At 41.2% G+C, this 26368-nt stretch carries 34 protein-coding genes and 4 tRNA genes; 11 read left to right on the top strand and 27 right to left on the bottom strand.

The window, feature by feature from the left end:
• Positions 1 to 13 precede the first annotated feature (13 nt).
• The 22 genes from gntR to ACJ7Z2_RS03310 all read right to left on the bottom strand — a co-directional run bounded on the left by gntR (position 14) and on the right by ACJ7Z2_RS03310 (position 14121).
• Complete coding sequence (gntR, locus tag ACJ7Z2_RS03415) at positions 14 to 1012, bottom strand: gluconate operon transcriptional repressor GntR (RefSeq protein ID WP_409500780.1); 999 nt, start codon at positions 1010 to 1012, stop codon at positions 14 to 16.
• Between the two features lie 92 nt (positions 1013 to 1104).
• Entirely contained in the window at positions 1105 to 2265 is a 1161-nt protein-coding gene (locus ACJ7Z2_RS03410; RefSeq protein ID WP_006250014.1) for a XylR family transcriptional regulator, read from the bottom strand.
• Positions 2266 to 2387: 122 nt separating this feature from the next.
• Positions 2388 to 2774 carry a 50S ribosomal protein L17 gene (gene rplQ / locus ACJ7Z2_RS03405; protein ID WP_006250015.1) on the bottom strand — a complete coding sequence of 129 codons (387 nt, stop codon included), beginning with the start codon at positions 2772 to 2774 and terminating at the stop codon, positions 2388 to 2390.
• Positions 2775 to 2809: 35 nt separating this feature from the next.
• Entirely contained in the window at positions 2810 to 3799 is a 990-nt protein-coding gene (locus ACJ7Z2_RS03400; protein ID WP_006250016.1) for a DNA-directed RNA polymerase subunit alpha, read from the bottom strand.
• Between the two features lie 30 nt (positions 3800 to 3829).
• Entirely contained in the window at positions 3830 to 4456 is a 627-nt protein-coding gene (rpsD, locus tag ACJ7Z2_RS03395) for a 30S ribosomal protein S4 (RefSeq protein WP_006250017.1), read from the bottom strand.
• Between the two features lie 28 nt (positions 4457 to 4484).
• Positions 4485 to 4874: a 30S ribosomal protein S11 gene (gene rpsK / locus ACJ7Z2_RS03390; RefSeq protein WP_005705959.1), complete on the bottom strand. Its 390-nt coding sequence runs from the start codon at positions 4872 to 4874 to the stop codon at positions 4485 to 4487.
• Positions 4875 to 4890: 16 nt separating this feature from the next.
• Complete coding sequence (gene rpsM, locus ACJ7Z2_RS03385) at positions 4891 to 5247, bottom strand: 30S ribosomal protein S13 (protein ID WP_005705966.1); 357 nt, start codon at positions 5245 to 5247, stop codon at positions 4891 to 4893.
• A gap of 137 nt (positions 5248 to 5384) precedes the next feature.
• Entirely contained in the window at positions 5385 to 5498 is a 114-nt protein-coding gene (rpmJ, locus tag ACJ7Z2_RS03380) for a 50S ribosomal protein L36 (RefSeq protein WP_006250018.1), read from the bottom strand.
• Positions 5499 to 5522: 24 nt separating this feature from the next.
• A complete protein-coding gene (gene secY / locus ACJ7Z2_RS03375) occupies positions 5523 to 6842 on the bottom strand; it encodes a preprotein translocase subunit SecY (protein ID WP_006251510.1) in 1320 nt (439 codons plus the stop codon).
• A 2-nt stretch (positions 6843 to 6844) separates the two neighbouring features.
• The gene (gene rplO / locus ACJ7Z2_RS03370; RefSeq protein ID WP_409500779.1) at positions 6845 to 7279 is read right to left on the bottom strand and encodes a 50S ribosomal protein L15; all 435 of its coding nucleotides are present in this window, start codon (positions 7277 to 7279) and stop codon (positions 6845 to 6847) included.
• Between the two features lie 4 nt (positions 7280 to 7283).
• Positions 7284 to 7460 (bottom strand): 50S ribosomal protein L30, encoded by a 177-nt coding sequence (rpmD, locus tag ACJ7Z2_RS03365; RefSeq protein WP_006250021.1) that lies wholly within the window; start codon positions 7458 to 7460, stop codon positions 7284 to 7286.
• Positions 7461 to 7466: 6 nt separating this feature from the next.
• Positions 7467 to 7967 (bottom strand): 30S ribosomal protein S5, encoded by a 501-nt coding sequence (rpsE, locus tag ACJ7Z2_RS03360; protein ID WP_005705945.1) that lies wholly within the window; start codon positions 7965 to 7967, stop codon positions 7467 to 7469.
• A 14-nt stretch (positions 7968 to 7981) separates the two neighbouring features.
• Entirely contained in the window at positions 7982 to 8335 is a 354-nt protein-coding gene (rplR, locus tag ACJ7Z2_RS03355) for a 50S ribosomal protein L18 (RefSeq protein ID WP_006250023.1), read from the bottom strand.
• A 14-nt stretch (positions 8336 to 8349) separates the two neighbouring features.
• Positions 8350 to 8883, bottom strand: a complete 534-nt coding sequence (gene rplF, locus ACJ7Z2_RS03350; protein WP_006250024.1) for a 50S ribosomal protein L6 — start codon at positions 8881 to 8883, stop codon at positions 8350 to 8352.
• Positions 8884 to 8899: 16 nt separating this feature from the next.
• A complete protein-coding gene (gene rpsH / locus ACJ7Z2_RS03345) occupies positions 8900 to 9292 on the bottom strand; it encodes a 30S ribosomal protein S8 (protein WP_006250025.1) in 393 nt (130 codons plus the stop codon).
• A 36-nt stretch (positions 9293 to 9328) separates the two neighbouring features.
• Positions 9329 to 9634: a 30S ribosomal protein S14 gene (rpsN, locus tag ACJ7Z2_RS03340; RefSeq protein WP_126301533.1), complete on the bottom strand. Its 306-nt coding sequence runs from the start codon at positions 9632 to 9634 to the stop codon at positions 9329 to 9331.
• 11 nt (positions 9635 to 9645) lie between these two features.
• Positions 9646 to 10185, bottom strand: a complete 540-nt coding sequence (gene rplE / locus ACJ7Z2_RS03335; protein WP_006250027.1) for a 50S ribosomal protein L5 — start codon at positions 10183 to 10185, stop codon at positions 9646 to 9648.
• A gap of 17 nt (positions 10186 to 10202) precedes the next feature.
• The gene (rplX, locus tag ACJ7Z2_RS03330) at positions 10203 to 10514 is read right to left on the bottom strand and encodes a 50S ribosomal protein L24 (RefSeq protein WP_409500778.1); all 312 of its coding nucleotides are present in this window, start codon (positions 10512 to 10514) and stop codon (positions 10203 to 10205) included.
• Between the two features lie 10 nt (positions 10515 to 10524).
• Positions 10525 to 10896 carry a 50S ribosomal protein L14 gene (rplN, locus tag ACJ7Z2_RS03325; RefSeq protein WP_005711998.1) on the bottom strand — a complete coding sequence of 124 codons (372 nt, stop codon included), beginning with the start codon at positions 10894 to 10896 and terminating at the stop codon, positions 10525 to 10527.
• A 221-nt stretch (positions 10897 to 11117) separates the two neighbouring features.
• Positions 11118 to 12953 carry a glutamine--fructose-6-phosphate transaminase (isomerizing) gene (glmS, locus tag ACJ7Z2_RS03320; protein WP_409500777.1) on the bottom strand — a complete coding sequence of 612 codons (1836 nt, stop codon included), beginning with the start codon at positions 12951 to 12953 and terminating at the stop codon, positions 11118 to 11120.
• Positions 12954 to 13000: 47 nt separating this feature from the next.
• Entirely contained in the window at positions 13001 to 13762 is a 762-nt protein-coding gene (locus ACJ7Z2_RS03315; protein WP_006251516.1) for a DeoR/GlpR family DNA-binding transcription regulator, read from the bottom strand.
• Between the two features lie 158 nt (positions 13763 to 13920).
• The gene (locus ACJ7Z2_RS03310; protein ID WP_409500776.1) at positions 13921 to 14121 is read right to left on the bottom strand and encodes a glycine zipper 2TM domain-containing protein; all 201 of its coding nucleotides are present in this window, start codon (positions 14119 to 14121) and stop codon (positions 13921 to 13923) included.
• Between the two features lie 222 nt (positions 14122 to 14343).
• Here ACJ7Z2_RS03310 and ACJ7Z2_RS03305 point away from each other — a divergent pair, with 222 nt between their 5' ends.
• From ACJ7Z2_RS03305 to fbpC, 3 genes are all read left to right on the top strand, one after another.
• Entirely contained in the window at positions 14344 to 15378 is a 1035-nt protein-coding gene (locus ACJ7Z2_RS03305) for an ABC transporter substrate-binding protein (RefSeq protein WP_126301529.1), read from the top strand.
• A 67-nt stretch (positions 15379 to 15445) separates the two neighbouring features.
• Complete coding sequence (locus tag ACJ7Z2_RS03300) at positions 15446 to 17482, top strand: ABC transporter permease (RefSeq protein ID WP_409500775.1); 2037 nt, start codon at positions 15446 to 15448, stop codon at positions 17480 to 17482.
• A 152-nt stretch (positions 17483 to 17634) separates the two neighbouring features.
• Positions 17635 to 18684 carry a ferric ABC transporter ATP-binding protein gene (gene fbpC, locus ACJ7Z2_RS03295; protein ID WP_409500774.1) on the top strand — a complete coding sequence of 350 codons (1050 nt, stop codon included), beginning with the start codon at positions 17635 to 17637 and terminating at the stop codon, positions 18682 to 18684.
• A gap of 222 nt (positions 18685 to 18906) precedes the next feature.
• Here the strand turns inward: fbpC and tuf are convergent, their stop codons facing one another.
• From tuf to ACJ7Z2_RS03270, 5 genes are all read right to left on the bottom strand, one after another.
• Complete coding sequence (tuf, locus tag ACJ7Z2_RS03290; RefSeq protein WP_006249832.1) at positions 18907 to 20091, bottom strand: elongation factor Tu; 1185 nt, start codon at positions 20089 to 20091, stop codon at positions 18907 to 18909.
• A 115-nt stretch (positions 20092 to 20206) separates the two neighbouring features.
• Positions 20207 to 20282 (bottom strand) — tRNA-Thr (locus ACJ7Z2_RS03285).
• Between the two features lie 3 nt (positions 20283 to 20285).
• A tRNA-Gly gene (locus ACJ7Z2_RS03280) sits at positions 20286 to 20360 on the bottom strand.
• Between the two features lie 43 nt (positions 20361 to 20403).
• Positions 20404 to 20488: transfer RNA gene (locus ACJ7Z2_RS03275), tRNA-Tyr, on the bottom strand.
• A 34-nt stretch (positions 20489 to 20522) separates the two neighbouring features.
• Positions 20523 to 20598, bottom strand: a tRNA-Thr gene (locus ACJ7Z2_RS03270).
• Positions 20599 to 20844: 246 nt separating this feature from the next.
• On the opposite strand from ACJ7Z2_RS03270, the gene coaA reads away from it, so the two are divergent.
• The 8 genes from coaA to lspA all read left to right on the top strand — a co-directional run bounded on the left by coaA (position 20845) and on the right by lspA (position 26365).
• Positions 20845 to 21795, top strand: coding sequence for a type I pantothenate kinase (coaA, locus tag ACJ7Z2_RS03265; RefSeq protein ID WP_409500773.1), 951 nt, complete (start codon positions 20845 to 20847; stop codon positions 21793 to 21795).
• A gap of 138 nt (positions 21796 to 21933) precedes the next feature.
• Positions 21934 to 22473, top strand: coding sequence for a DsbE family thiol:disulfide interchange protein (locus ACJ7Z2_RS03260; protein ID WP_006249996.1), 540 nt, complete (start codon positions 21934 to 21936; stop codon positions 22471 to 22473).
• A complete protein-coding gene (locus ACJ7Z2_RS03255) occupies positions 22474 to 23511 on the top strand; it encodes a hypothetical protein (protein WP_006249995.1) in 1038 nt (345 codons plus the stop codon). It abuts the gene before it with no gap.
• Positions 23462 to 23947, top strand: coding sequence for a cytochrome c-type biogenesis protein CcmH (locus tag ACJ7Z2_RS03250; RefSeq protein WP_409500772.1), 486 nt, complete (start codon positions 23462 to 23464; stop codon positions 23945 to 23947). The genes ACJ7Z2_RS03255 and ACJ7Z2_RS03250 overlap by 50 nt, the downstream gene beginning before the upstream one ends.
• Positions 23944 to 24855, top strand: a complete 912-nt coding sequence (gene ccmI / locus ACJ7Z2_RS03245; protein ID WP_006250786.1) for a c-type cytochrome biogenesis protein CcmI — start codon at positions 23944 to 23946, stop codon at positions 24853 to 24855. Before ACJ7Z2_RS03250 ends, ccmI begins: the two co-directional genes overlap by 4 nt.
• The gene (gene mog / locus ACJ7Z2_RS03240; RefSeq protein ID WP_409500771.1) at positions 24852 to 25457 is read left to right on the top strand and encodes a molybdopterin adenylyltransferase; all 606 of its coding nucleotides are present in this window, start codon (positions 24852 to 24854) and stop codon (positions 25455 to 25457) included. Before ccmI ends, mog begins: the two co-directional genes overlap by 4 nt.
• Positions 25458 to 25466: 9 nt before the next feature.
• Positions 25467 to 25805, top strand: coding sequence for a nitrogen regulatory protein P-II (glnB, locus tag ACJ7Z2_RS03235; RefSeq protein ID WP_006249991.1), 339 nt, complete (start codon positions 25467 to 25469; stop codon positions 25803 to 25805).
• 80 nt (positions 25806 to 25885) lie between these two features.
• Positions 25886 to 26365, top strand: coding sequence for a signal peptidase II (gene lspA, locus ACJ7Z2_RS03230; protein ID WP_409500770.1), 480 nt, complete (start codon positions 25886 to 25888; stop codon positions 26363 to 26365).
• Positions 26366 to 26368 lie beyond the last annotated feature (3 nt).

Genomic DNA, 26368 nt, shown 5'->3' with positions numbered 1-26368 from the left:
CCGCTTGTCTAGGCTACACACTTTCCCCCAAATGAATGTGATAGCCCAAGTTAATAATCGGGCTTTGTTGCTGTACACCGTGAATACGGTTGAGTAGCTCTTGGGCGGCAACTCTGCCTATTTCAAGGCGAGGTGTGATGACGCTGGCAAGCTGCGGCGTGAGGGATTGCCCGACATCGTGGCCGTGAAAACCGGCGATTTTAATCTGCTGCGGTACATTAATGCCTAACCGTTGGCACTCAAATAATGCCCCGATTGCCAAGTCATCATTAGTGCAAAAAATGCCGTCCACTTGCGGAATTTGCACCAAAGCTTGTTTTAGCTGGCTTGCTCCAAGTGTGAAAGAAGAATGCTCTGCGGTAGTAATACTGTGTGGAGTTAAGCCGTGTTTGAGCATTGCCTGTTCGTAGCCCTGCATTTTCAGCTGAGAGCGTTTATCCATTCTCGCCCCAAAATACACCACCTGTCGGCAGCCTCGATGAATCATTGTTTCTACCATCGCTTGAGCCGCAGAAATATTGTCAAATCCAACTGCTTGCTGAATCCCACATTCACCACTTTCCATTATCTCTATTACCGGAATATTCGCCACCTCCAGCATTTTCAAGGTGCGGGGCGAGTGGTGATTTTCCGATAAAATAATGCCGTCAATATTGTACGAAAGCAGCGACTCAATCCGCTGTTCTTCCTTCTGCTCGCTGTAACCATAGTGGGCGAGCATAGTTTGGTAGCCGGCTTGGTCGGTAATCTGCTCAATGCCTTTAATCACATCGGCAAATACTTGGTTGGTAAGCGAGGGAACCAGCACGCCAATCGCTCGGCTTTTGGCATTGGAGAGAATGTCCGGCGCACGATTCGGGATATAGCCAAACAGCTCTATCGCTTGTGCAATCCGCTCGCCGGTCTCTTTGGCAACGGTGTTTGGATCCCGCAAAAAGCGACTGACCGTCATTTTGGTAATACCGAGATGAGTAGCGATGTCTTGCAAAGTTGGGCGTTTCGGTTTTCTCATTGGGATAGATAACGAAAAAATTTAATTTCGCTGATTATAACTGAAGATAAGGCAATAATTGCAAAATATTCGGTGAAATTGACCGCTTGTTACTACTCTTGCCTGAACTCTTTCGGGGTTTTACCAAACTCTTTTTTAAACACGGCATAGAAATATTGTAAAGAGGGATAACCGCACACATTGGCAATTTCTTGGGTCGAAATCTCGGTAAATTTGAGCATATATGTTGCTCTTGCTAATTTTTCCTCGTGAATCACCTGGTGAATTGTCTTATTCATTTCCTGCTTAAAACGCTGTTCAAGGTTAGAGCGGGAAATTTTAAGATGATCCAGTACTTGCTCTACTTTAATGCCTTGGCAAGCTCGGTGACGAATAAAGTGCATAGCTTGGATTACCATTGGGTCTTGCAAAGAACGATAATCGGTCGAACGGCGTTCTTCCACTTTTACCGGAGGGATTAAAATTGGCTTGGTTGAAACCGGTAGATTATTTAATTTTCGATATAATAACTTCGCAGCGTGATAGCCGATTTGTGATGTTCCTTGTGTGACTGAAGAAAGAGAAACCCGAGAGAGGTATTGAATCAACTCTTCGTTATCAATACCAATCACGCAAAGTTGTTCAGGTACAGCGATTTTTAAATGCTCACAGGTTTGAAGCAGGTGTCTTGCCCTTGCGTCAGTAACAGCAATAATGCCCGTGTGGGCTGGTAAGGTTTGTAACCACTCGCCTAATTTGGCTTGTAATTCAACCCAATTATCTGAATGAAATTGATCACCAATATAACAATTTGGGTGATGTTCATATTTTTCCATCAACTGAATAAAGGCATTTTTTCGCTCTATCGCCCAATGTTTTTCCGTTTCTGCAGGATAGCCGTAAAACGCAAATTGGTTGATTCCTTTTTGTTTTAGGTGTAAAAATGCTGCCTCAACTAAGGCGTAATTGTCGGTAGCAACATAAGGAAGGTCAGGGTAATAGTCAGGGTTTTGGTAAGAACCGCCTACTGCTACAATGGGGACGTCAATATCTTTAAGTAGCTCAACTGTTTCCAAATCGTCAAAATCGGCAATAATGCCGTCAATCGACAGGCTTTCGATACTGTTTTTATGATAGACAAAATCATCTTCCACAAAAATATCCCAAGTACATTGTGATGCTTGAATAAACTGCCCAATGCCCTGCATTACTCCTCTGTCATAAATTTTGTTAGCATTAAAAAGTAAGGCAATTTTATAAGATTGTTCTATCATTACTTCCTCCAGTACCCACTTTCAAAAGTAACTATAAAATAAAATTATTTTTTGATCAAAACGAATAAAAGAATAAAACCCCGGTATTTCTACCAGGGTTTTAAGCTCAATTTTGATTAAGATTATTCCGCAGCTGCTTCAGTTGCAACTTCTGGGCGATCCACTAACTCAATGTAAGCCATTGGAGCATTATCACCTGCACGGAAACCACATTTTAAAATGCGAGTGTAACCACCCGCACGTTGTGCAAAACGTGGACCTAATTCATTGAATAATTTAGCAACTGTATCAACGTTGCGTGTACGGGCAAAAGCTAAACGGCGATTTGCAACGCTGTCTGCTTTAGCTAAAGTAATTAACGGCTCAACTACACGGCGTAACTCTTTCGCTTTTGGTAAAGTTGTCTTGATGATTTCGTGTTCAACAAGCGCACTTGCCATATTACGGAACATCGCTTGGCGATGGCTGCTGTTACGGTTTAATTGACGTCCACTCTTACGATGGCGCATAACCTATTCCTTCTTAGAAAATCTATACCGAAAAACTAGTCTTCTGCAATACTTGCAGGTGGCCAGTTTTCAAGGCGCATACCGAGTGATAAACCACGAGAAGCAAGAACATCCTTAATCTCTGTAAGAGATTTTTTACCCAAGTTCGGGGTTTTAAGAAGTTCAACTTCTGTACGTTGTACTAAATCACCGATATAGTGAATTGTCTCTGCTTTCAAACAGTTAGCAGAACGAACTGTCAGCTCTAGGTCATCTACTGGACGAAGAAGAATAGGATCAAATTCCGGTTTTTCTTCTTTCACTTCAGGTTGACGAACATCACGCAAATCAACGAATGCAGCAAGTTGTTCTGCTAAAATCGTTGCAGCACGACGGATAGCTTCTTCAGGATCTAACGTTCCGTTAGTTTCCATCTCAATAACAAGTTTATCTAAGTCTGTACGTTGTTCAACACGAGCAGCTTCAACATTGTAAGCAATGCGATCTACAGGTGAAAAACGTGCATCTACTAATAAACGACCGATAGGGCGGTCATCGTTTTGAGTATGAAGACGTGCTGATGCAGGAACATAACCTCGACCACGTTGAACACGAATGCGCATATTAATTGATGCATTCTTATCTGTTAAATGACAGATTACGTGATCAGGATTCACAATTTCTACATCGCCATCGTGTGTGATGTCGGCTGCAGTTACAGGGCCAATTCCAGATTTATTTAGTGTCAAAATAATATCATCTTTATTTTGCACTTTTACCGCTAGACCTTTAAGGTTTAATAATACCTCAAGAATATCTTCCTGAACGCCTTCTTTGCTGCTGTACTCATGCAGTACACCATCAATTTCAACTTCAGTAACTGCACAACCCGGCATAGATGAAAGTAAAATGCGGCGAAGTGCGTTACCTAATGTATGGCCAAAACCACGTTCTAACGGCTCTAATGTCACTTTAGCATGAGTTGAACTAACTTGTTCAATATTTACTAAGTGCGGCTTTAAAAATTCTGTCACAGAACCCTGCATTTTTTCCTCTCTTTGCGGTTAAGCTAACTATTATTTAGAGTAAAGCTCAACGATCAGATGTTCATTAATATCTGCTGATAGATCAGAACGCTCTGGACGACGTTTAAATACGCCTTCCATTTTAGTTGCATCAACTTCTAACCAAGTTGGTTTTTCACGTTGAGTTGCTAATTCTAATGATGCTTTAATACGTGCTTGTTTTTTCGATTTTTCACGAACAGCAACAACATCATCAACAGAAACTTGGAATGAAGGAATGTTTACTACACGACCGTTTACTACGATTGATTTATGGCTAACAAGCTGACGTGCTTCTGCACGTGTTGCTGCAAAACCCATACGATAAACTACGTTATCTAAACGACCTTCCAATAATACTAGTAAGTTTTCACCGGTATTACCTTTTAAGCGGTTCGCTTCTGTATAATAATTACGGAATTGACGCTCTAAGATACCATAAATACGGCGAACTTTTTGTTTTTCACGTAACTGACTACCATAGTCAGATAAACGTGGCTTGCGAGCACCATGTTGACCAGGCGCTACATCAAGTCTATTTCTACATTTTGATTCAATCGCACGAACGCCTGATTTTAAGAATAAATCAGTACCTTCACGACGGCTTAGCTTGAGCTTAGGACCCAAATATCTTGCCATTTTCTTTCTCCAATTCTTTTAACGTCAATTAAACACGACGTTTTTTCGGTGGACGACAACCGTTATGTGGAATCGGAGTCACATCAGTAATATTCGTGATACGGAAACCTGCTGCATTTAATGCACGGATTGTTGACTCACGACCTGGACCCGGTCCTTTAACCATAACTTCCAAATTCTTTAAACCAAACTCTTTAACCATTTCTGCACAACGCTCTGCAGCAACTTGAGCAGCGAATGGAGTCGATTTACGAGAACCACGGAAACCTGAACCACCTGCAGTTGCCCAAGCTAGAGCATTACCTTGACGGTCAGTAATAGTAACGATTGTGTTATTGAAAGATGCGTGGATATGAGCTACGCCATCTGCAATCTGTTTTTTTACGCGCTTACGTGCGCGAACTGGTGTTTTAGCCATTATTTATCTACTCCGACTATTTTTTGATCGGTTTGCGTGGACCTTTACGGGTACGCGCATTAGTCTTAGTACGTTGACCACGTACCGGTAAACTACGACGATGACGTAAACCACGGTAGCAACCTAAGTCTAAAAGACGTTTGATGCTTAAAGTTACTTCACGACGTAAATCCCCTTCGACAGTAAATTTACCAACTTCTTCACGCAGTTTTTCAATCTGCTCTTCAGACAATTCTCTGATCTTTACATCTTCAGCAATACCCGCTGCAGCACAGATGGCTTTTGCACGAGTTTTACCGATACCGTAAATTGCAGTTAATGCGATTACAGTGTGTTTTTGATCAGGAATGTTAATGCCTGCAATACGGGCCACTATGCACTCCTATTATTTAAGTTTATTGATATACTGATCTTGAAAAGCCCGTTTCAGGATACTCAAACAGTATATCAGGACGAATGAGCTGAGCAGTATAACTGCTCAGCGGGTTCTTTGCAAGAAATATGCGTAAATTAACCTTGACGTTGTTTGTGTTTAGGATCGCTACAAATTACACGAACCACACCTTCACGTTTGATTACTTTACAATTACGGCACATTCTTTTTACTGAAGCACGAACTTTCATTGCTTATCCTTTATTAACGGCCTATTAATTTAGACCTTTTAAGTTAGCTTTCTTCAACACAGAATCATATTGTTGAGACATTAAATGACTCTGAACCTGTGCGATGAAATCCATAATAACAACCACTACAATCAATAATGATGTACCACCTAATTGGAATGGCACCTTCCATAACGACGTAATGATGTAAGGAACCAAACAAACAAAAGCAATATATAACGCACCAATTAAGGTTAAACGTGTCATTACTTTATCGATATAACGAGATGTTTGTTCGCCTGGTCGGTAACCTGGTACAAACGCACCTGATTTCTTAAGATTATCCGCTGTATCACGAGGATTATACTGCATTCCTGTATAAAAGAAAGCAAAGAAAATCACTGCCATTGTGAATAATACAACATACAGTGGTTGACCTGGCTGTAATAGTTGTGAAAGGTTAAATAACCACTCAAATCCTTCGCTTTGACCAAACCATTGAGTAATACTTGCCGGGAATAAAATAATACTTGAAGCAAAAATTGCCGGTATTACCCCTGCCATATTCACTTTTAATGGTAAGTGAGAAGTTCTTGCAGGCGCCATCATTCGACCTTGTTGGCGACTTGCATAGTTTACAACTATTCTTCTTTGTCCACGTTCAACAAAAACAACAAAATAAGTTACTGCAAATGCAATTATTGCAACTAGTAGTAAGACGATAAATGATAACTCGCCTTGACGGGCTTGTTCAATTGTCTGCCCTATCGTTGCTGGAAGATCTGCAACAATACCTGCAAAAATAATCAATGAGATACCGTTTCCGATACCACGCTCAGTGATTTGTTCGCCTAGCCACATTAGGAACATTGTTCCCGTCACTAAGCTTACTACAGAAGTTACATAGAATAATATACTTGGATTAGGAACTAATCCATGTACCATATTCGGTAGGGCTAGTGAAATACCAATAGATTGAATAAATGCTAATAACAGTGTGCCATAGCGTGTATATTTACTGATTTTCCGACGACCTGCTTCACCTTCTTTCTTTAATTCAGCTAGAGGTGGGTGAATCGCTGTCAATAATTGGATAATAATTGACGCTGAAATATAAGGCATAATACCTAGTGCAAATATAGATGCACGGCTTAAAGCACCACCAGAGAACATATTAAACATATCAATGATGGTGCCTTGCTGTTGTCGAATTAATTCGGATAATACAGAAGCATCAATGCCAGGAACAGGTATAAAAGAACCGATACGGAAAACGATTAACGCACCTAAAACAAACAATAGTCTTGATTTAAGCTCGCCAGTCCCTTTTTGTGTACTACCTTGGTACCCTGGTTGCTTTGCCATCTTTATTCCTCGATAGAACCGCCAGCAGCTTCAATAGCAGCTTTAGCGCCTTTAGTTACACGTAAGCCTTTCACCACAACTGCTTTTTCAATTTTACCCGCTAAAATTACTTTAGCAGATAAAATATCTTTAGTAATGACGTTTGCTGCTTTTAATGTCTCTAAAGTTACTTCGTTGCCATCTACTTTAGCTAAGTCGTTTAAACGAATTTCAGCCACATGGAATGATTTTAATGAAGTAAAACCAAATTTTGGTAAACGGCGATATAAAGGCATTTGACCACCCTCGAAACCACGACGAACACCGCCGCCTGTACGAGATTTTTGACCTTTATGACCACGTCCACCAGTTTTACCTAAACCAGAACCAATACCACGACCTAGACGTTTTGCACTGTGCTTAGCACCTTCAGCTGGAGAAAGAGAATTTAAACGCATTCTATTACTCCTCTACTTTAACCATATAAGACACTTGATTGATCATACCACGCACTGCTGGTGTATCTTCAAGTTCTACAGTATGACGAATATGACGAAGACCTAAGCCTTTTAACGTTGCTTTATGTTTCGGTAAACGAGCGATAGAGCTACGAGTTTGAGTTACTTTAATTTTTGCCATATCCAATTACCCCAAAATTTCTTCAACTGTTTTGCCACGTTTTGCAGCAACCATTTCAGGTGATTTCATGTTCTCAAGTGCATCGATTGTTGCACGAACAACGTTAATTGGGTTAGTTGAACCATACGCTTTAGAAAGAACGTTACGAACACCCGCAACTTCTAATACTGCACGCATTGCACCACCAGCGATGATACCTGTACCTTCGCTTGCTGGTTGCATAAATACGCGTGAACCTGTATGTGAACCTTTAACTGGATGTTGTAATGTACCTTCATTTAAAGCTACATTGATCATATTGCGACGAGCTTTTTCCATCGCTTTTTGGATTGCTGCTGGAACTTCACGTGCTTTACCGTAACCAAAACCTACACGACCGTTACCATCGCCCACTACTGTTAAAGCAGTGAAACTCATAATACGACCACCTTTTACGGTTTTTGAAACACGGTTAACCGCGATTAGCTTTTCCTGCAGTTCACCAGCTTGTTTTTCGATGTTTGACATCTCAAATTCCTCTATTAGAACTGTAGACCAGCTTCACGAGCAGCATCTGCTAATGATTGCACACGACCGTGGTATTTAAAACCAGAACGGTCAAAAGCAACCGCTTTAATACCTTTGGCAATTGCACGCTCAGCAACGATTTTACCCACTACTGCTGCGGCTTCTTTATTGCCGGTATATTTAACTTGCTCTTTAATTACTTTTTCAACAGTTGAAGCTGCTGCTAGTACTTCTGAGCCATTAGGTGCAATCACCTGCGCATAGATATGGCGAGGTGTGCGATGCACAACTAAACGTGTTGCACCTTGCTCTCTCATTAAATGACGTGCACGGCTTGCACGACGGATACGAGCTACTTTCTTATCCATAGTGTTACCTTACTTTACTTTTTCTTCGCTTCTTTTGTACGCACTACTTCATCAGAGTAACGTACACCTTTACCTTTATAAGGTTCAGGTTTGCGATATGCACGAATATCTGCTGCCACTTGACCAATTAACTGTTTGTCAGCACTTTTCAGAATAATTTCTGTTTGTGATGGACATTCACCAGTTACGCCTGCTGGCAACGTGTGTTCTACTGGGTGAGAGAAACCTAAACTTAAAGCAACAGCATTGCCTTTCATTTGTGCTCTATAACCAACACCCACTAATTGCAATTTCTTAGTAAAGCCTTCAGTAACCCCGATCACCATATTATTTACTAGTGCACGAGCAGTACCTGCTTGAGCATCTGCATTAGCGATACCTTCACGTGGAGCGAAAGTTAATGCATCTGCTTCTTGTTTTACTTCAACTGCATTGTGAATTTCACGAGATAACTCGCCGTTTTTACCTTTAACTGTTAATAGCTGACCGTTAAGTTTTACCTCAACACCGGCAGGAATATTAACAGGTGCTTTTGCAACACGAGACATTTTTCCTACCTCTCTATTATGCTACGTAACAGATAATTTCACCGCCGAGGCCTGCTTGACGCGCAGCACGGTCGGTCATTACACCTTTAGATGTAGAAACAACTGCAATACCTAAACCACCCATTACTTTTGGTAACTCATCTTTACGTTTATAAATACGTAAACCAGGACGGCTCACACGTTGAATACTTTCTACAACTGGTTTGTTTTGGAAATATTTTAAAGTAATTTCCAGTTCAGGTTTCACACCTTCAACAACTTTAACGCTTTCGATATAACCTTCTTCAGCTAAAACATTTGCAATAGCAACTTTTAACTTAGATGAAGGCATACTGATTGCAACTTTATTCGCAGCTTGACCGTTACGAATACGGGTCAGCATATCTGCGATTGGATCTTGCATGCTCATGTATTTACTCCCATGATTCCAAATTAAAAGAGGTTATTACCAGCTTGCTTTCTTAAGACCCGGAATTTCACCGCGCATAGCAGCTTCACGAACCTTAATACGGCTTAAACCAAACTTACGAAGTACGCCATGTGGACGACCAGTTTGGCGGCAACGATTACGCTGACGGATTGGGCTAGAGTCACGTGGAAGTGTTTGTAACTTCAACACTGCGTCCCAACGCTCTTCATCAGATGCATTTACATCAGAGATGATTTTCTTTAATTCTTCACGTTTTGCGTAGAATTTATCAGCTAATTTAGCACGTTTTACATCACGTGCGATCATTGATTGTTTTGCCACGATAACCTACCTTATTTACGGAATGGGAAATTGAAAGCCGCTAATAAAGCTTGACCTTCTTCATCAGTTTTCGCTGAGGTGGTGATAGTAATATCTAAACCACGAACACGATCTACTTTATCATAGTCGATTTCAGGGAAAATGATTTGTTCACGAACACCCATACTGTAATTACCACGACCATCGAATGACTTAGCGTTTAAACCGCGGAAGTCACGGATACGTGGAACAGCGATAGTAATCAATCTTTCAAAGAATTCCCACATACGTTCACCACGTAGGGTTACTTTGCAACCGATTGGATACCCTTGACGGATTTTAAAGCCTGCAACAGATTTGCGAGCTTTGGTTACTAAAGGTTTTTGACCGCTGATTGCTGCTAAATCCGCTACTGCGTTATCTAACAGTTTTTTGTCGGTCAATGCTTCACCCACACCCATGTTAAGGGTAATCTTTTCGATTCGTGGGACTTGCATGACAGATGAGTAGTTGAATTTTGCTTTTAATTCATTAACTACTGTATCTCTGTAGTAATCATGCAGTTTCGCCATCACATTACTCCAGTTAATTAAATTGTTTTCTCGTTAGATTTGAAGAAACGCACTTTTTTGCCATCTTCGAATCTAAATCCTACACGGTCAGCTTTGTTGGTTTCAGGGTTGAAGATTGCAACGTTTGAAACATCGATTGCAGCTTCTTTCTTCACTAAACCGCCAGCTTTGCCTAATGCAGGAATTGGTTTTTCGTGTTTAGTGATGATGTTGACACCCTCAACAAAAACTTTACCATTTGGTAACACTTTAGTTACCTTACCACGTTTGCCCTTATCTTTACCGGTAAGAACAATTACTTCATCGTTTTGACGGATTTTTGCAGCCATTACATTCTCCTTATAGTACTTCTGGAGCTAAAGAGATGATTTTCATAAACTTCTCAGAACGAAGTTCACGAGTCACCGGTCCAAAAATACGAGTACCGATTGGTTGCTCAGTGTTATTGTTTAAAATTACACAAGCATTGCCATCGAAACGAATAACTGCGCCATCTGGGCGACGAACACCCTTCTTGGTGCGCACAACAACTGCTTTTAACACATCACCTTTTTTAACTTTACCGCGTGGAATTGCTTCTTTTACAGTAACTTTAATGATATCGCCAATAGCAGCGTAACGACGGTGCGATCCACCTAGAACCTTGATACACATTACGCTACGAGCCCCTGAGTTATCAGCAACGTCCAGCATAGTCTGTTCTTGGATCATATTAGTGCTCCGTTAAAATAAAAAAACACCCTTTCGGGACGAACCTGTTTACACAAGATAAACAGGGTGCAAAATATACTACAAAAACCACTCATTAATCAAGTGAATTTTTAAGCTAATTTAATAGTTTAAGTAAGCTTATTTATAAATTGTTTCAACTAGCAATAAACTGTCCTATAACTCATATAAAAACCCCAAGATATCTTGGGGTTTAACTAACATTACTCTACAGTCACCGCTTTTGCAAGGTTACGAGGTTGGTCAACGTCCGTTCCTTTGATTAAGGCAATGTGATATGAAAGTAGTTGTAACGGCACGGTGTAGAAAATCGGTGCGGTTACTTCATCAACTTTCGGCATTACAATCGTTTTGAAGCCTTCTGCTTCTTCAAAACCGGCATCGTGATCGGCAAACACATATAACTGACCGCCTCTTGCACGCACTTCTTCAATATTGGATTTCACTTTCTCAAGCAAGTCATTTTCCGGTGCTACCACCACTACCGGCATATCGCTATCAATTAATGCTAACGGGCCGTGTTTTAACTCGCCTGCGGCATAAGCTTCTGCGTGAATATATGAAATCTCTTTTAATTTCAATGCAGATTCCATCGCAATCGGGTAATATTCTCCACGACCTAAGAACAATGTGTGGTGTTTATCGGCAAAATCTTCGGATAATTTTTCGATTTGTTTATCGAACACTAATGCACTTTCAATTTGTGCCGGTAAGCGTTGTAAAGATTGCACGATATGGTGTTCTTGCTCCTCACTCATTCTGCCTTGTAAGCGTCCAATCGCGACATTTAACAATAACAAGCAGGTTAATTGGGTAGTAAACGCTTTGGTTGATGCTACCCCAATTTCCACACCGGCTTTAGTTAAGAACGCAAAATCCGATTCACGCACTAATGAAGAACTTGCCACATTACACACCGTCATTGCCGCCATATAGCCTGATTCTTTCGCTAAACGCAGTGCAGCTAACGTATCTGCGGTTTCACCTGATTGTGAAAGCGTGATTAATAAGCTGTTCGGGCGAGTAACGAATTTACGGTAACGGAATTCGGAGGCAATTTCCACATCACAGCTCACGCCTGCAATGGATTCAAACCAATAACGTGAAACCATACCAGCATTGTAAGAGGTTCCACAAGCCACAATTTGCACGTGTTCTACTTTCGATAAAATCTCTGCCGCATTCGGTGCAATGGCTGAAATATCTACTTTACCGTCTTTGATACGACCATCTAAGGTATTCATAATCGCAACTGGCTGCTCAAAAATCTCTTTTTGCATATAGTGACGATATTGCCCTTTATCTGCCGCATCAGCTTCAAAATTACCTTCGTGAATTTCACGCTCTACTTTGTTACCTTCACGGTCATAAATATCCACCGTGCGACGGGTAATTTCCGCTACATCGCCTTCTTCTAAGTAAGCAAAACGGCGAGTTACGCTTAATAATGCAAGCGGGTCTGAAGCAAGGAAGTTTTCGCCCACACCGTAACCAATCACTAACGGGCTGCCTGAACGTGCCACAATTAAATGCTCCGGCTCTTCTTCATTTAACACCACTGTGCCGTAAGCACCACGCAGTTGTACCACGGTTTTTTGTACCGCTTCTAATAATGAAGAGGCAGAACGCAATTCCCATTCAACTAAATGAGCAATGACTTCGGTGTCGGTTTGAGATTGGAACACATAACCACGCTCTTGCAACACTACTTTTAACTCTTCGTAGTTTTCGATGATCCCATTGTGAACCACCGCAATTTTACCGCTACGATGTGGGTGAGCATTAGTTTCTGACGGCTCGCCGTGCGTTGCCCAGCGAGTGTGTGCGATCCCAGTGCCGCCTAATAGTGGCTTAGTGTCTAACGCTTCATCTAAGGCTTTCACTTTACCGACACGGCGTACAATTTGCATTGTTTTATCATCTGCATTTAATACTGCTACACCAGCTGAGTCATATCCACGGTATTCTAAGCGATGTAAACCATCAACCAAGATTTCTGCGATATCACGTTGTGCTACTGCACCTACAATTCCACACATAAATTTGCTTTCCTATTTTTAAGTTTAAAGATTCATTTGAACTACTGCTATTTTGCAATAACCACTTCGACACCCATTTTTTCGATTTGTTCTTTCGTTTCAAAACTTAATTGGCTGTCGGTAATAATTTTGGTAATATTTTGCCATTCCAATTCAATATTAGGCATTTTTCGCCCGATTTTTTGCGATTCAATCAACACGATCACTTCACGACTCACTTCCGCCATCACCTGACTTAAGCCGACTAATTCATTAAAGGTGGTTGTGCCTCGAGCCAAATCTAAACCGTCAGCACCAATAAAAAGCTGATCGAAATCGTATGAACGTAACACCTGCTCCGCTACTTTGCCTTGAAAGGATTCAGAACGGCTATCCCAAGTGCCGCCGGTCATCAACACCGTTGGCTCACATTCAAGAGACGTTAATTCCGCGGCTAAATTCAACGAATTGGTCATCACAACCAAGCCGGTTTGGTTCAATGCTTTTACCAAAGCACCGGTCGTACTACCACTGTCAATAATGATACGGTTATGATCACGAATACAATCACGGGCGGCTTGAGCAATCATTTTCTTTTGAATCGAAAGTTGCTCAATAAACGCTTCTTCCATCATTTCTGATGGGATTTTTACCGCCCCGCCATACTTACGCAATAAAAAACCACTTTCTTCCAAAGCGGTTAAATCTTTTCTAATCGTGACTTCAGACGTCTCAAAGAAATGAGCAAGTTCATCTACACTCACTTCATTTTTCTCTTGCACCATTTGTACAATTAAATGGCGACGTTGTTGTGTATTACGTTTTGACATTACAGCCTTCGTTTAAGTTTCGCTTCAAAACTTTGTTGCATTATAAAGAAAGCTCACGAAAAGAAAAGCAGAAAATGCTAAATTTACAAAATCTATACAAAATAAAACCGCTTGTAATGTTGATTTACAAGCGGTTGATTCCTTGAAATTTTTTGCAATTATTTGATTTGGCTACCAATCACGCCACCCAATGCCGCACCACCTAAGGTTGCACCGGTAGATTCACCAATCGCGTGACCAGCCACACCGCCAATTGCTGCACCGATCGCAGTATTGCGTTGGCTTTTAGTCATATTATTACAGCCTGATACCGCAACGGCTAACACTGTTAAACCCACTACTTTTAAAATAGATTTCATAATAATCCCTCATAATTAATCAGTTTCAAATCAGTCAATATCCTTGACCTATACTATCAGATTACCTAAATCGACAAAGGTTCAAATAATCTCACTTTATTGCAATATTTTGCTCGAAATCGACCGCTTGTTTAGCCGAACTGTGAACTGGCTCACAGAATTTCTTTCTGGCTTTTGCTATATTACTCATAATTTATTCCATAACAACTTGAGGAAATTGCAATGAAATTGAAAAAATTATCTTTGGCACTCTCGACTTTATTACTCGGTTCAGCCTTTGCCAACTCTGCTTTAGCAGAAGGTCGTTTAACCGTTTATTGTAGTGCCACTAACGAACTTTGTGAGCAAGAAGTGCAAGCATTCGGAAAAAAATATGATGTTAAAGTGGCATTTGTGCGTAACGGTTCAGGCAGTACATTGGCGAAAATTGAAGCAGAGAAGAACAATCCTCAAGCTGATGTATGGTATGGCGGCACCTTAGATCCGCATTCACAAGCCGCAGAAATGGGTTTACTCGAGCCATATAAATCGCCGAACCTCGAACAAATTATCGAGAAATTCCGTGACCCGGCAAAATTAAAAGGCAACTATTCTTCGGCTGTGTATATGGGGATTTTAGGTTATGGTGTGAATTTAGACCGAATCAAAAAACTCGGCATTGAAAAAGTGCCTAGCACTTGGGAAGACTTGCTCGACCCTCGCCTAGCCGGTGAAATCCAAATTGCCGACCCACAAAGCTCCGGCACGGCTTATACCGCAATTGCGACTTTCGTGCAACTTTGGGGCGAAGAGAAAGCCTTCGACTATTTCCGCAAATTACACAAAAACATTTCACAATATACCAAATCCGGCATCACACCGGCACGCAACACTGCCCGTGGTGAAACCGCGATCGGTATCGGCTTCTTACACGACTATGCAATTGAGAAGAAAAACGGGGCTAACATTGAAATGACCGCACCAACAGACGGCACAGGCTACGAATTAGGCGGTGTGAGTATCCTCAAAGGTGCAAGAAACCTTGATAATGCAAAACTGTTTGTGGATTGGTCGCTTTCTAAAGAAGCTCAAGAACTCTCTTGGCAAAAAGGCAATGCGTTCCAAGTATTAACCAACACCACAGCAGAAGCCTCGCCTTACGCACTTGATCCGAAAAACTTAAACTTAATCAATTATGATTTTGAAAAATACGGCTCGAGTGAAGAGCGTAAACGCTTGATTGATAAGTGGGTAAATGAAGTAAAATTAGCGAAATAGTGTTAATCTTTCCACTGAGGGGATAAGCAATTATCCCCTCTCTAATTATAAGAATCTGTGAGGTGTTATGCAGAATTTTTCCTTTTCCCGACCGCTTGTTTGGGTGCTTATCGGGTTACTCGGTTTTCTCTTGTTACCGTCTAAAGCCTTAGATTATGGTCTGTTTGACTCAACCTCTGATGAACTGCTCGCCGCAATGGGTTGGTCGAGTATCAACATTACTTGGGCGTGGTTTTTACCGCTTTTTGCATTTTTATTGCCAAATTCGACCGCTTGCAAAACCAGAGCCAAGCTGGAATTAGTCGGGTTGGGCGTGCTGTTCGCCTTTATTTTCCTGTCAGCGATTGTGCTGAAAATCAGCCTCGGTTATGCGGTGTTGCCGTTGATTATTGCCATTATGGGGCTTGCGACCCAAAATTTAGCAACGCTCAAAGTAATGCAGGGTGACCACTTTATTATCGGCTCGTTACTGAGCATTATTCTGCTGATTTTCTTTTTTATTGTATATCCGACCATCGCCATTTTTGTGTCGATGTTCTACAACGGCTCGGAATTTGTGCCAAGCCAAGTGCTGACGATTTTGCAACAGCCTTATGTGGCTCGAGTAGTAGGTAACTCGCTCTCGGTTGCCGGCACAGTCGGCGTTCTCTCCACCCTATTCGGCTTGGCGTTTGCCCTCTACACCACTCGAATTGCCAAACGCTCAGCGTTTATCGGGCGGATTTTCTCGATTTTGCCCATCGTCACACCACCGTTTGTAGTCGGTTTAGGCGTAACCCTAATGCTTGGGCGTTCCGGTTATGTGACTGAATTTCTAGTGGACTATTTCGGCTTTGCCAACAACTGGCTGTACGGTTTCACCGGTATTGTGATCGCCCATACCCTCGCTCTCACGCCAATGTCGTTTATGATTTTGGAAGGGGCATTGAAATCCATTCACCCATCGGTGGAAGAGGCGGCTTACACCCTGCGCTCCAATCGCTATCAAGCCTTTTTTAACATCATTTTCCCATTGTTAAAACCGGCGTTGGCAAACTCCTTTTTGGTGGTGGCGATCCAATCCCTTGCTGATTTCAGTACGCCGTTGGTGTTGGGCGGCAGTTTTGATGTGATTGCAACCCAAATCTACTTCTACATCGCCGGCTCCCAACTGGATTACGCCTCCGCCAGCACACTCGGGGCAATTTTGCTGGTATTCTCCCTAGCCATTTTCGTGATCCAATACCTCTGGATCGGCAACCGCTCTTATGTGACGGTGTCGGGCAAATCCTATCGGGGCGATGTGCAAGACTTACCAAGCGGTATGAAATGGCTGATTATTTGCACCTTATTGTTCTGGGGAACTTTCAATTTAGTGCTGTACGGCAGTATTTTCTACGGCAGTTTCACCGTGAACTGGGGCGTGGATTACACCTTAACCCTTGATAACTACATCAAGCTGTTCGGGCAAGGGTTTAGCGATGGCGGTTTCCCTTCGTTAATTCAAACCGTGATTTTCGCTGCCGCTGCCGCCCCGATTACTGCCCTATTCGGCTTACTGATCGCCTATGTGACGGTTCGGCGTGATTTCAAAGGCAAGAAAACACTGGAATTTTTAACCCTGCTCTGCTTTGCCGTACCGGGAACCGTAGCGGGTGTTTCTTACATTCTTGCCTTTAACGATGCCCCGATTTACCTAACCGGCACCGGTATGATCATCATTCTCTCAATGGTAATGCGGAATATGCCTGTGGGTATGCGAGCGGCAATTGCCGGCTTAGGGCAGTTGGATAAATCGCTGGACGAAGCCTCGCTCTCGCTGAAAGCCGGTTCGTTCAAAACGATGCTGTTTGTGGTGTTACCGCTACTCAAACCGGCACTGCTCTCCGCCCTCGTCACCAGCTTTGTGCGGGCAATGACGACTGTCAGTGCGATTGTATTCTTAGTCACCGCCGACACTCGTGTGGCAACCTCCTACATTCTCAACCGTGTGGAAGACGGTGAATACGGCATTGCGATTGCCTACGGTTCGATTTTAATTGTGGTGATGATGGCAATTATCCTGATTTTTGACTGGATTGTCGGCGACACCCGTATCGCTCGTTCCAAGGCGAAAAAGATGTAAGTTAGCTCTTTCATAGTACTAATGGCTGAGCAAACAATTTTGTAGGGTGGACGTAAGTCCACGTATTGATGATTTCTCTGTATTTTATTCGTGGACTTACGTCCACCCTACAATCAATGACAACAGAACAGCTATAGGCAAAAGGACACTATATGAACAACGATTTCTTAGTATTAAAAAACGTCACCAAATCTTTCGGCAAAGTGACGGTCATTGACAATCTCAACCTCAGCATTCCGCAAGGCAAAATGGTGACCTTACTCGGGCCGTCCGGCTGTGGAAAAACCACCGTACTGCGTTTAGTGGCAGGGCTGGAAAATCCGACTTCGGGGCAAATTTTTATTGATGGCGAAGATGTGACCCAAAGTTCGATCCAACATCGTGATATTTGCATTGTGTTCCAGTCTTACGCCCTATTTCCGCATATGTCGATTGGCGATAATGTCGGCTACGGCTTGAAAATGCAGGGCGTGCCGAAAGAAGAACGGCTACAACGAGTAAAAGAGGCGTTGGAATTGGTGGATTTAGGTGGCTTTGAGGATCGCTTTGTCGATCAGATTTCTGGCGGACAACAACAACGTGTCGCTCTCGCCCGTGCCTTAATTCTAAAACCCAAAGTGCTGTTATTCGATGAACCGCTAAGTAACCTTGATGCCAACTTACGCCGTTCAATGCGGGAGAAAATCCGTGAATTACAACAACGGCTAAACATCACCTCGCTTTATGTGACCCACGATCAGTCCGAAGCCTTTGCGGTTTCAGATGAAGTAATTGTGATGAACAAGGGAAGAATTATGCAAAAAGCTTCAGCCAAAGAGTTATACCTTCGCCCTAATTCTTTATTCTTAGCAAATTTTATGGGTGAAAGTAGCATTTTTGAAGGCACGATAGCTGGCAACCAAATTAATATAAATGGATATCAATTTGCGTTATCAAATGCTGAACAATTTGAGTTACCCGATGGGGAATGTTTAGTTGGCATTCGTCCAGAAGCTATTCATTTAGCTGAACAAGGAAATATAAGTCAACTCTGTAAAATTAAAAATGCAGTTTATATGGGAAATCATTGGGAAATTATAGCTGAATGGGAAGGGAAAGATTTATTAGTCAATACTAAACCTGAAAATTTTTATCCTCATATCAAACAGGCCTATGTACATTTTATCGAACAAGGTGTTTTTCTTTTAAAGAAAGAGCTATAACGAATTTATACTAAATTAAGAGGAAGGTAGTTATAACTATTTAGCAATTTTGAGAAAAATAGGCCGCATGCAAAATCTCTTGATGACAAGCGGTCTTTTCTCGCCGATTTTTTGCAAATGAAATGATGTGGCTAGCTTAATCAGCATAAAAGCAAAAGAGGCATACCTTTCGATATGCCTCTTTCATTTTATTTAGCTTTTCGCTTTATCAAACAATCTTAATTATTTGATGATTTTAGCTACAACGCCCGCACCTACTGTACGACCACCTTCACGAATCGCAAAACGTAAACCTTCGTCCATCGCGATTGGGTGAATTAGGCTAACAGTCATTTTGATGTTGTCGCCAGGCATTACCATCTCTACACCTTCCGGTAATTCGATTGTACCTGTTACGTCCGTTGTACGGAAGTAGAACTGTGGACGGTAACCTTTGAAGAATGGAGTGTGACGACCACCTTCTTCTTTTGATAATACGTAAACTTCTGATTCGAAGTCTGTGTGTGGAGTGATTGAACCCGGTTTCGCTAATACTTGACCACGTTCGATTTCTTCACGTTTAGTACCACGTAATAATGCACCTACGTTCTCACCCGCACGACCTTCGTCTAATAATTTACGGAACATCTCAACACCTGTTACGGTTGTTTTCGCTGTATCTTTGATACCTACGATTTCAACTTCATCACCAGTGCGGATGATACCACGCTCAACACGACCTGTTACTACTGTACCACGACCTGAAATTGAGAATACGTCTTCGATTGGTAATAAGAATGGTTTATCAATCGCACGCTCAGGCTCTGGAATGTATGTGTCTAAGTGGTTTGCTAATTCAAGGATTTTCTCTTCCCACTCTGCTACGCCGTTTAACGCTTGTAACGCTGAACCACGTACGATTGGAGTGTCATCACCCGGGAAGTCGTATTGTGAAAGAAGTTCACGCACTTCCATTTCAACTAATTCTAATAACTCTTCGTCATCTACCATGTCGCATTTGTTTAAGAATACGATGATGTATGGTACACCTACTTGGCGACCTAATAAGATGTGCTCACGAGTTTGTGGCATTGGACCGTCTGTTGCTGCTACTACTAAGATAGCACCATCCATTTGTGCCGCACCGGTAATCATGTTTTTAACATAGTCCGCGTGTCCCGGGCAGTCAACGTGTGCGTAGTGACGAGTTGCTGTATCGTACTCAACGTGTGAAGTATTGATGGTGATACCACGTGCTTTTTCTTCCGGTGCATTGTCGATTTGGTCAAATGCACGAGCTGCACCACCGAAGTGTTTCGCTAATACGGTAGTGATTGCTGCTGTTAAAGTTGTTTTACCATGGTCAACGTGGCCGATTGTACCCACATTAACGTGCGGTTTTGTACGTTCAAATTTTTCTTTAGACATTTTCTAAAAGCCTCTTAAACAAAAACGGTTACAATGGAACAAAAGAACCCATTAACCATAATGTAGAAATTAATACCAATAAAAATTTGCGTGAGAAAGATAGAATTCAGAGAAGTGGTGCTGATAGGCGGATTTGAACCGCCGACCTCACCCTTACCAAGGGTGCGCTCTACCAACTGAGCTATATCAGCGCTTGGAGCGGGCAGCGGGAATCGAACCCGCATCATTAGCTTGGAAGGCTAAGGTAATAGCCATTATACGATGCCCGCTGTTCTAAATTCGTCTGACCTACGCGATTCAAAATATCAGAGATGGTGGAGGGAGAAGGATTCGAACCTTCGAAGGCTGAGCCAACAGATTTACAGTCTGCCCCCTTTGGCCGCTCGGGAACCCCTCCACGATAATTGAATACTTATTTACGCCTGAGTTAATGGTGCCGACTACCGGAATCGAACTGGTGACCTACTGATTACAAGTCAGTTGCTCTACCTACTGAGCTAAGTCGGCGTTGCTGTGTCGTAAGCAAGTGATGTGCATTATAGGGAAATTTTAACAGCGTGCAAGTGTTTTTTAAAAAAATATTAAAAAAAGCGTTCTTTCGATTTTTAAATATACAAAATGACTATTTTTTGTAAAATACAACAGATTTTCTCCGCATAACTACGGCAAAATAAGTGCATATATTGTATAGTTACGCCCTTAATTTGGTATTTGCATACCCTAATTCATCAGTAAAAAATTGAGATTTTGGCTATGAGCCTTGAAAAAACCAGCAAAATTACTCCTTTTCTCACTTTTGATCGCCAACAATGGGCAGATTTACGCAAATCCGTTCCATTGAAGCTGACCGAGCAAGACCTAAAACCGCTGTTAGGATTTAATGAAGATCTTTCATTAGAAGAGGTTCGTACTATTTATTTACCGCTTGCCCGTTTAATTCAATACTATATAGAAGAAAACTTAAAACGCCAGACGGTCTTACATCGCTTCCTCGGCATTGAACCGCCTAAAGTCCCTTACATTATTAGTATTGCCGGCAGCGTATCAGTTGGAAAAAGCACTTCTGCCCGTATTTTGCAAGCGTTGCTATCCCATTATCCCCAAGAGCGAAAAGTAGATTTAATTACCACTGACGGTTTTTTATATCCACTTGCGACATTAACCGAAAAGAACTTACTCAAGAAGAAAGGCTTTCCGGAATCTTATGATATTCACAGCCTGATTCGCTTTGTTTCTGATATTAAATCCGGCAAACGCAACGTGAAAGCTCCTATTTATTCCCACTTGACCTACGATATTATCCCAAATCAGTTTAATACAGTGGATCAACCCGATATTGTGATTTTAGAAGGGCTAAACGTGTTACAAAGTGGAATGAACTACCCCTCCAGCCCGCATAATGTATTTGTATCGGACTTTGTGGATTTTTCTATTTATGTGGACGCCGAAGAAAGTTTGCTGAAAAAATGGTATATCAGCCGTTTCTTGAAATTCCGCCGCAGTGCCTTTGCCGACCCAAACTCCTATTTCCACCATTATGCGAGTTTGTCTGAGCAAGAAGCGATTGACACCGCCTCGACAATTTGGGAAGAGATCAACGGCTTAAATTTACGCCAAAATATCCTGCCGAGCCGAGAGCGTGCCAACCTTATTTTAATCAAAGGGCAAGACCACGCCATTGAAACGGTAAAATTACGCAAATAATTTAACTTTTTCGACCGCTTGTAATACCTTAAAATCCGTTGAATACCACTCAACGGATTTTTTATTTAAATCAATGCTTATTCGACTATTTTTTGGTAAGCTAACAACTTTGAGAGTGATTGATATTAGGCATAAACAATGAACAAAAAATTTCTACTTCCTTTAATTCTCTTTTTAGCATTATCTGTGGCATTTTTGGTTCAACTCGCTCGCAACTCGCAAGGCGATGATCCGAAAAAATTAGAATCAGCCTTAATTGGCAAAACAGTTCCGAGCTTTAATTTAGAATCGGTATTAGATGAAAAACAGACAATCGACCAAAATATCGTCAAAACCGGCAAACCTCGCCTGCTTAATGTTTGGGCAACTTGGTGTCCGACTTGTTATGCCGAACACGAATACTTAACCATTTTGGCAAAACAAGGGGTGGAAATTGTCGGTATTGATTATAAAGACGAACGCCCAAAAGCGATTAAATTCTTAGCTAATTACGGCAACCCTTATAAAGCGATTATTTTTGACCCGAAAGGCTCACTCGGTTTAGATTTAGGTGTTTATGGTGCACCCGAAACCTTTATTATTGACGGTAACGGCGTGATTCAATACCGCCACGCCGGCGATGTAAACGACCAAGTGTGGAACCAAGTGCTTAAACCGATTTATGATGGATTAAAGTAAATGTTTGTATTTCCTGCTGACATTAAGAAATCTATAAAAAGCAATTATCAAAGAGAATATAACTTTATTTTTATAATAGTTGGTTTATCAACTATTATAGGAATAATTCTAACTATTTTATCCTCATTTTTATTGCTAAACTATTTAGTTAGCATTGATGCAAGAAATTTATTCATTAACTCATTAAACAGTAACTTCTCAACCATATTTATTCCTATAGCATTATTTTTATTTTTCCCTATAATGCTGATGAATATGCAACCTATTAAGTATTACTTATCACTTGAAAAAACAAATACAAACAACAAGTTAATGATATTAGGTATTATAGAAATAGTCTATATACCTCTAGTTATTCTCACTCTGTTTTTTCAAGAAACAAACCTGAAAGTAATTTTAATCAATTTACCTATAGTAGGTGCATATATTTATCTACTATATGAACTAAAAAAATCAATAAAAATAGATATAATTAATTATTTATTTTTTACTGGCACAACTTACTTATTAGTTCCATTCTTTATTATTATCTATAATGGAGGGTTTAGTACAATAACCGACATAAGATTTATATCTCTGTATTTATGTTTTATGCTAACAGGATTAGGATTAAGCTACATTTTTATAAAAACAATTAATGAAACAAAAAAACCTAATTGTTTATTTTATATAATAATATCTATAGTCATATTATTTCTAATATCACTCAACCCACTACTAAATATCAATTTTAGTGAAAACTCATTAACAATCTTAGGGATAAGAGAAAATACACAGAAAAACTATATGATACATGAAGATTTTTTCTATAAAAATAACAATAAACTCCACATGGACAAAACTAAGATAACACTAGAAAAAGGAGATAAGGTTACTTATTATATGATCTGTGGAAAAAAGCTATTTGAAAACACAGAAACTTTTGTACTGGAAATTGAAAATAACAAATATCAAATTCCTAATAAATATATCAACAATATTCAAAATTATGAAAATAAAAACTCTCAGCCTAATAATGCTTCTAAGTGTAACAGTTAATGCTGCTCCGGTAGAACTGCACCAATTCGACAGCCCGAAACAAGAAGCGGACTATCGTACCTTAATTCAAGAACTGCGTTGCCCGCAGTGTCAAAATAATAATATCGCCGATTCCAATGCAACTATTGCCACCGATATGCGGGCAAAAACCTTAGAATTGCTCAAACAAGGCAAAAGCAAAGACGAAGTGGTGGATTATATGATTGAACGCTACGGCAATTTCGTCACTTACGACCCGCCTCTCACACCGGCAACTATTATGTTATGGCTGTTGCCGTTAATTTTAATTGCCTTAGGGCTGTGTGTGGTATTGCGTAGAAAGAAAAACAAACCGCAAGCGGTCAATTTTGAACAAAATATTGCAAAACCGTTCGCCCATCTCGCTCAAGATGAGCAAAAACGTCTTAACCAAATTCTCAATAAGGAAGAAAAATGAATTTCTGGCTGGCCATTATTTTCGTCACACTGATAGTATGTGGCGTGGCGTTTTATCCGCTACTTAAAAAGAACAAGCAAATTGATAATACCAAGCGAGACAGCTTAAACAAAGCCTTCTATTTTGACCGCTTAAAAGAAGTGGAAAACGAAGCGAATGAAGGGGTGATTGATGACCCTGAACAAACCAAATTAGAGCTACAAAAAAACTTGCTTGATGATATTCCACACAGCACACAAAGTGCCACAAGTGAAAAATTAACGCTCGGCAAGTCGTGGTTTGTGGCATTGATTTTATTTGTCGGCGGTATCAGCTTTGCGATTTACAGCAATGTCGGTTCTTGGTTCTCCAACTCAATGTTAGACACCACTCACCAAAAATTAGACAGCTTCTATGAGCGTTTAAAAACCGAAGAGACCAATCCGCTCTCACAAGAGGAAATGAACCAATTTGCAATGGCGTTACGGGTAGATTTACAAAGCAACCCGAATGACGACAAAAAATGGTATATGCTCGGTCAAATCGGGATGGCGTTAGACGATGGTCAGCTTGCACACGATGCCTTTAGCAAAGCGGCTCAACTCAAGCCGGATAACTTAGATTACAAACTCAGCCACGCCCAACTTCTGCTCTTTTCTGAGGCACAGGAAGACAAAAAACAAGGTGAAACCTTGTTAAAAGAGATTATCCGCCAAGACCACACAAACTTTAATGCGTTAAGTTTATTGGCGTTCCACTCCTTTGAAAAAGAAGATTTCAAAATGGCGGCAATGACGTGGGGAATGATGTTAAAACTACTGCCTGATGAAGACCCTCGCAAAGTAACGGTAGAACGCAGTTTTAATATGGCGTTATCGAATTTAAGTGAGGCGGAAAAACAAGAATTGCAAAAAGGTGAGAAAAAATGACCGCTTATAAACCACTTAGCAAAGAGAAATTGAAAATCGGTTTGGTGTCGGTTTCAGACCGAGCCTCGCAGGGGGTTTATTCAGACCAAGGCATTCCCGAATTAAGGGTGTGGCTTGAATCTGCCTTAACCGAGCCGTTTGAGCTGGAAACCCGCTTAATTCCCGATGAGCAAGCCATTATTGAGCAAACCTTAATCGAGTTAGTCGATGCTCACGCTTGCCATTTGGTATTAACCACCGGCGGCACCGGCCCGGCAAAACGTGATGTCACCCCAGATGCCACCCTTGCTGTCGCCCACCGAGAAATGCCCGGCTTTGGCGAACAGATGCGACAAGTGAGCCTTCACTTCGTGCCAACCGCAATTCTCTCTCGCCAAGTGGGAGTAATTCGCCACGACAGTCTGATTTTAAATCTGCCGGGGCAACCGAAAGCAATTAAAGAAACGCTGGAAGGTGTGAAAGATGAACAGGGCAAAGTATTGGTTAAAGGTATTTTTAGTGCCGTGCCATACTGTTTACAACTTTTAAGCGAAATTTATGTCGAAACCCACGCAGCCATTTGCGAAAGTTTCAGACCCAAATCGGCAAGACGAGAAAATTAAGGCTAAAAAATGAAAAAAATAGAAGCAATTATTAAACCCTTCAAATTAGACGATGTGCGTGAAGCCTTAACCGATGTGGGTGTCAGCGGAATGAGTATTACCGAAATCAAAGGGTTTGGCAGACAAAAAGGACATACCGAGCTTTATCGTGGGGCGGAATATGCGATTGATTTTCTACCGAAAGTGAAAGTCGAAATCGTGATTCCCGACGAGTTGGAAGAACAGTGCATTGAAGCAATTATGGAAACCGCCCAAACCGGCAAAATCGGCGATGGCAAGATTTTTGTGTATGATGTCGGGCGGGTGATCCGCATTCGTACCGGCGAAGAAAATGAAGAGGCGATTTAGTTTTGCAAAAAATCCGGCAAAAACGACCGCTTGCAGGGGGATTTCCACCTACTCTTTTTACATTAAATTTTGGATATTAAATGAAAACAGGCTTAAAATTTCTTTGGGTGAGTTTAATTGTAATCATCATTGACCTTTGGTCAAAATACATTGTAGTGCAACATTTTGAATTTGGTGAAAGCATTAATATTTTGCCGATTTTTAACTTCACTTACGCCCGAAACTACGGGGCTGCCTTTAGTTTCCTTGCCGAGCATTCCGGCTGGCAAAAATATTTCTTCTTAGGGCTGGCGGTAGTGATTTCCAGTGCTTTAGTGGTGGCTCTTTGGAAGAATCAAGCAGTCAAAAAATTAGAAAATATTGCGTATGCCTTAATTATTGGTGGAGCGATTGGGAATGCTATTGACCGTGCTTACAACGGCTATGTAGTTGATTTCCTTCATTTTTATTGGGATATTTATCACTACCCTGTGTTTAATATTGCCGATATTGCGATTTGTGTGGGTGCAGGCTTACTGATTTTAGAAGCCTTTATAACCAAAAAAGAACCGAAAAAATAAGAG

Origin of the sequence: Mannheimia glucosida (genome assembly GCF_046267875.1) — a bacterium.
GTDB classification, from domain to species: Bacteria; Pseudomonadota; Gammaproteobacteria; order Enterobacterales; family Pasteurellaceae; genus Mannheimia; species Mannheimia glucosida.
Note: the sequence above shows the minus strand (reverse complement) of the source record. Positions and strands in the feature narration are given on the sequence as shown.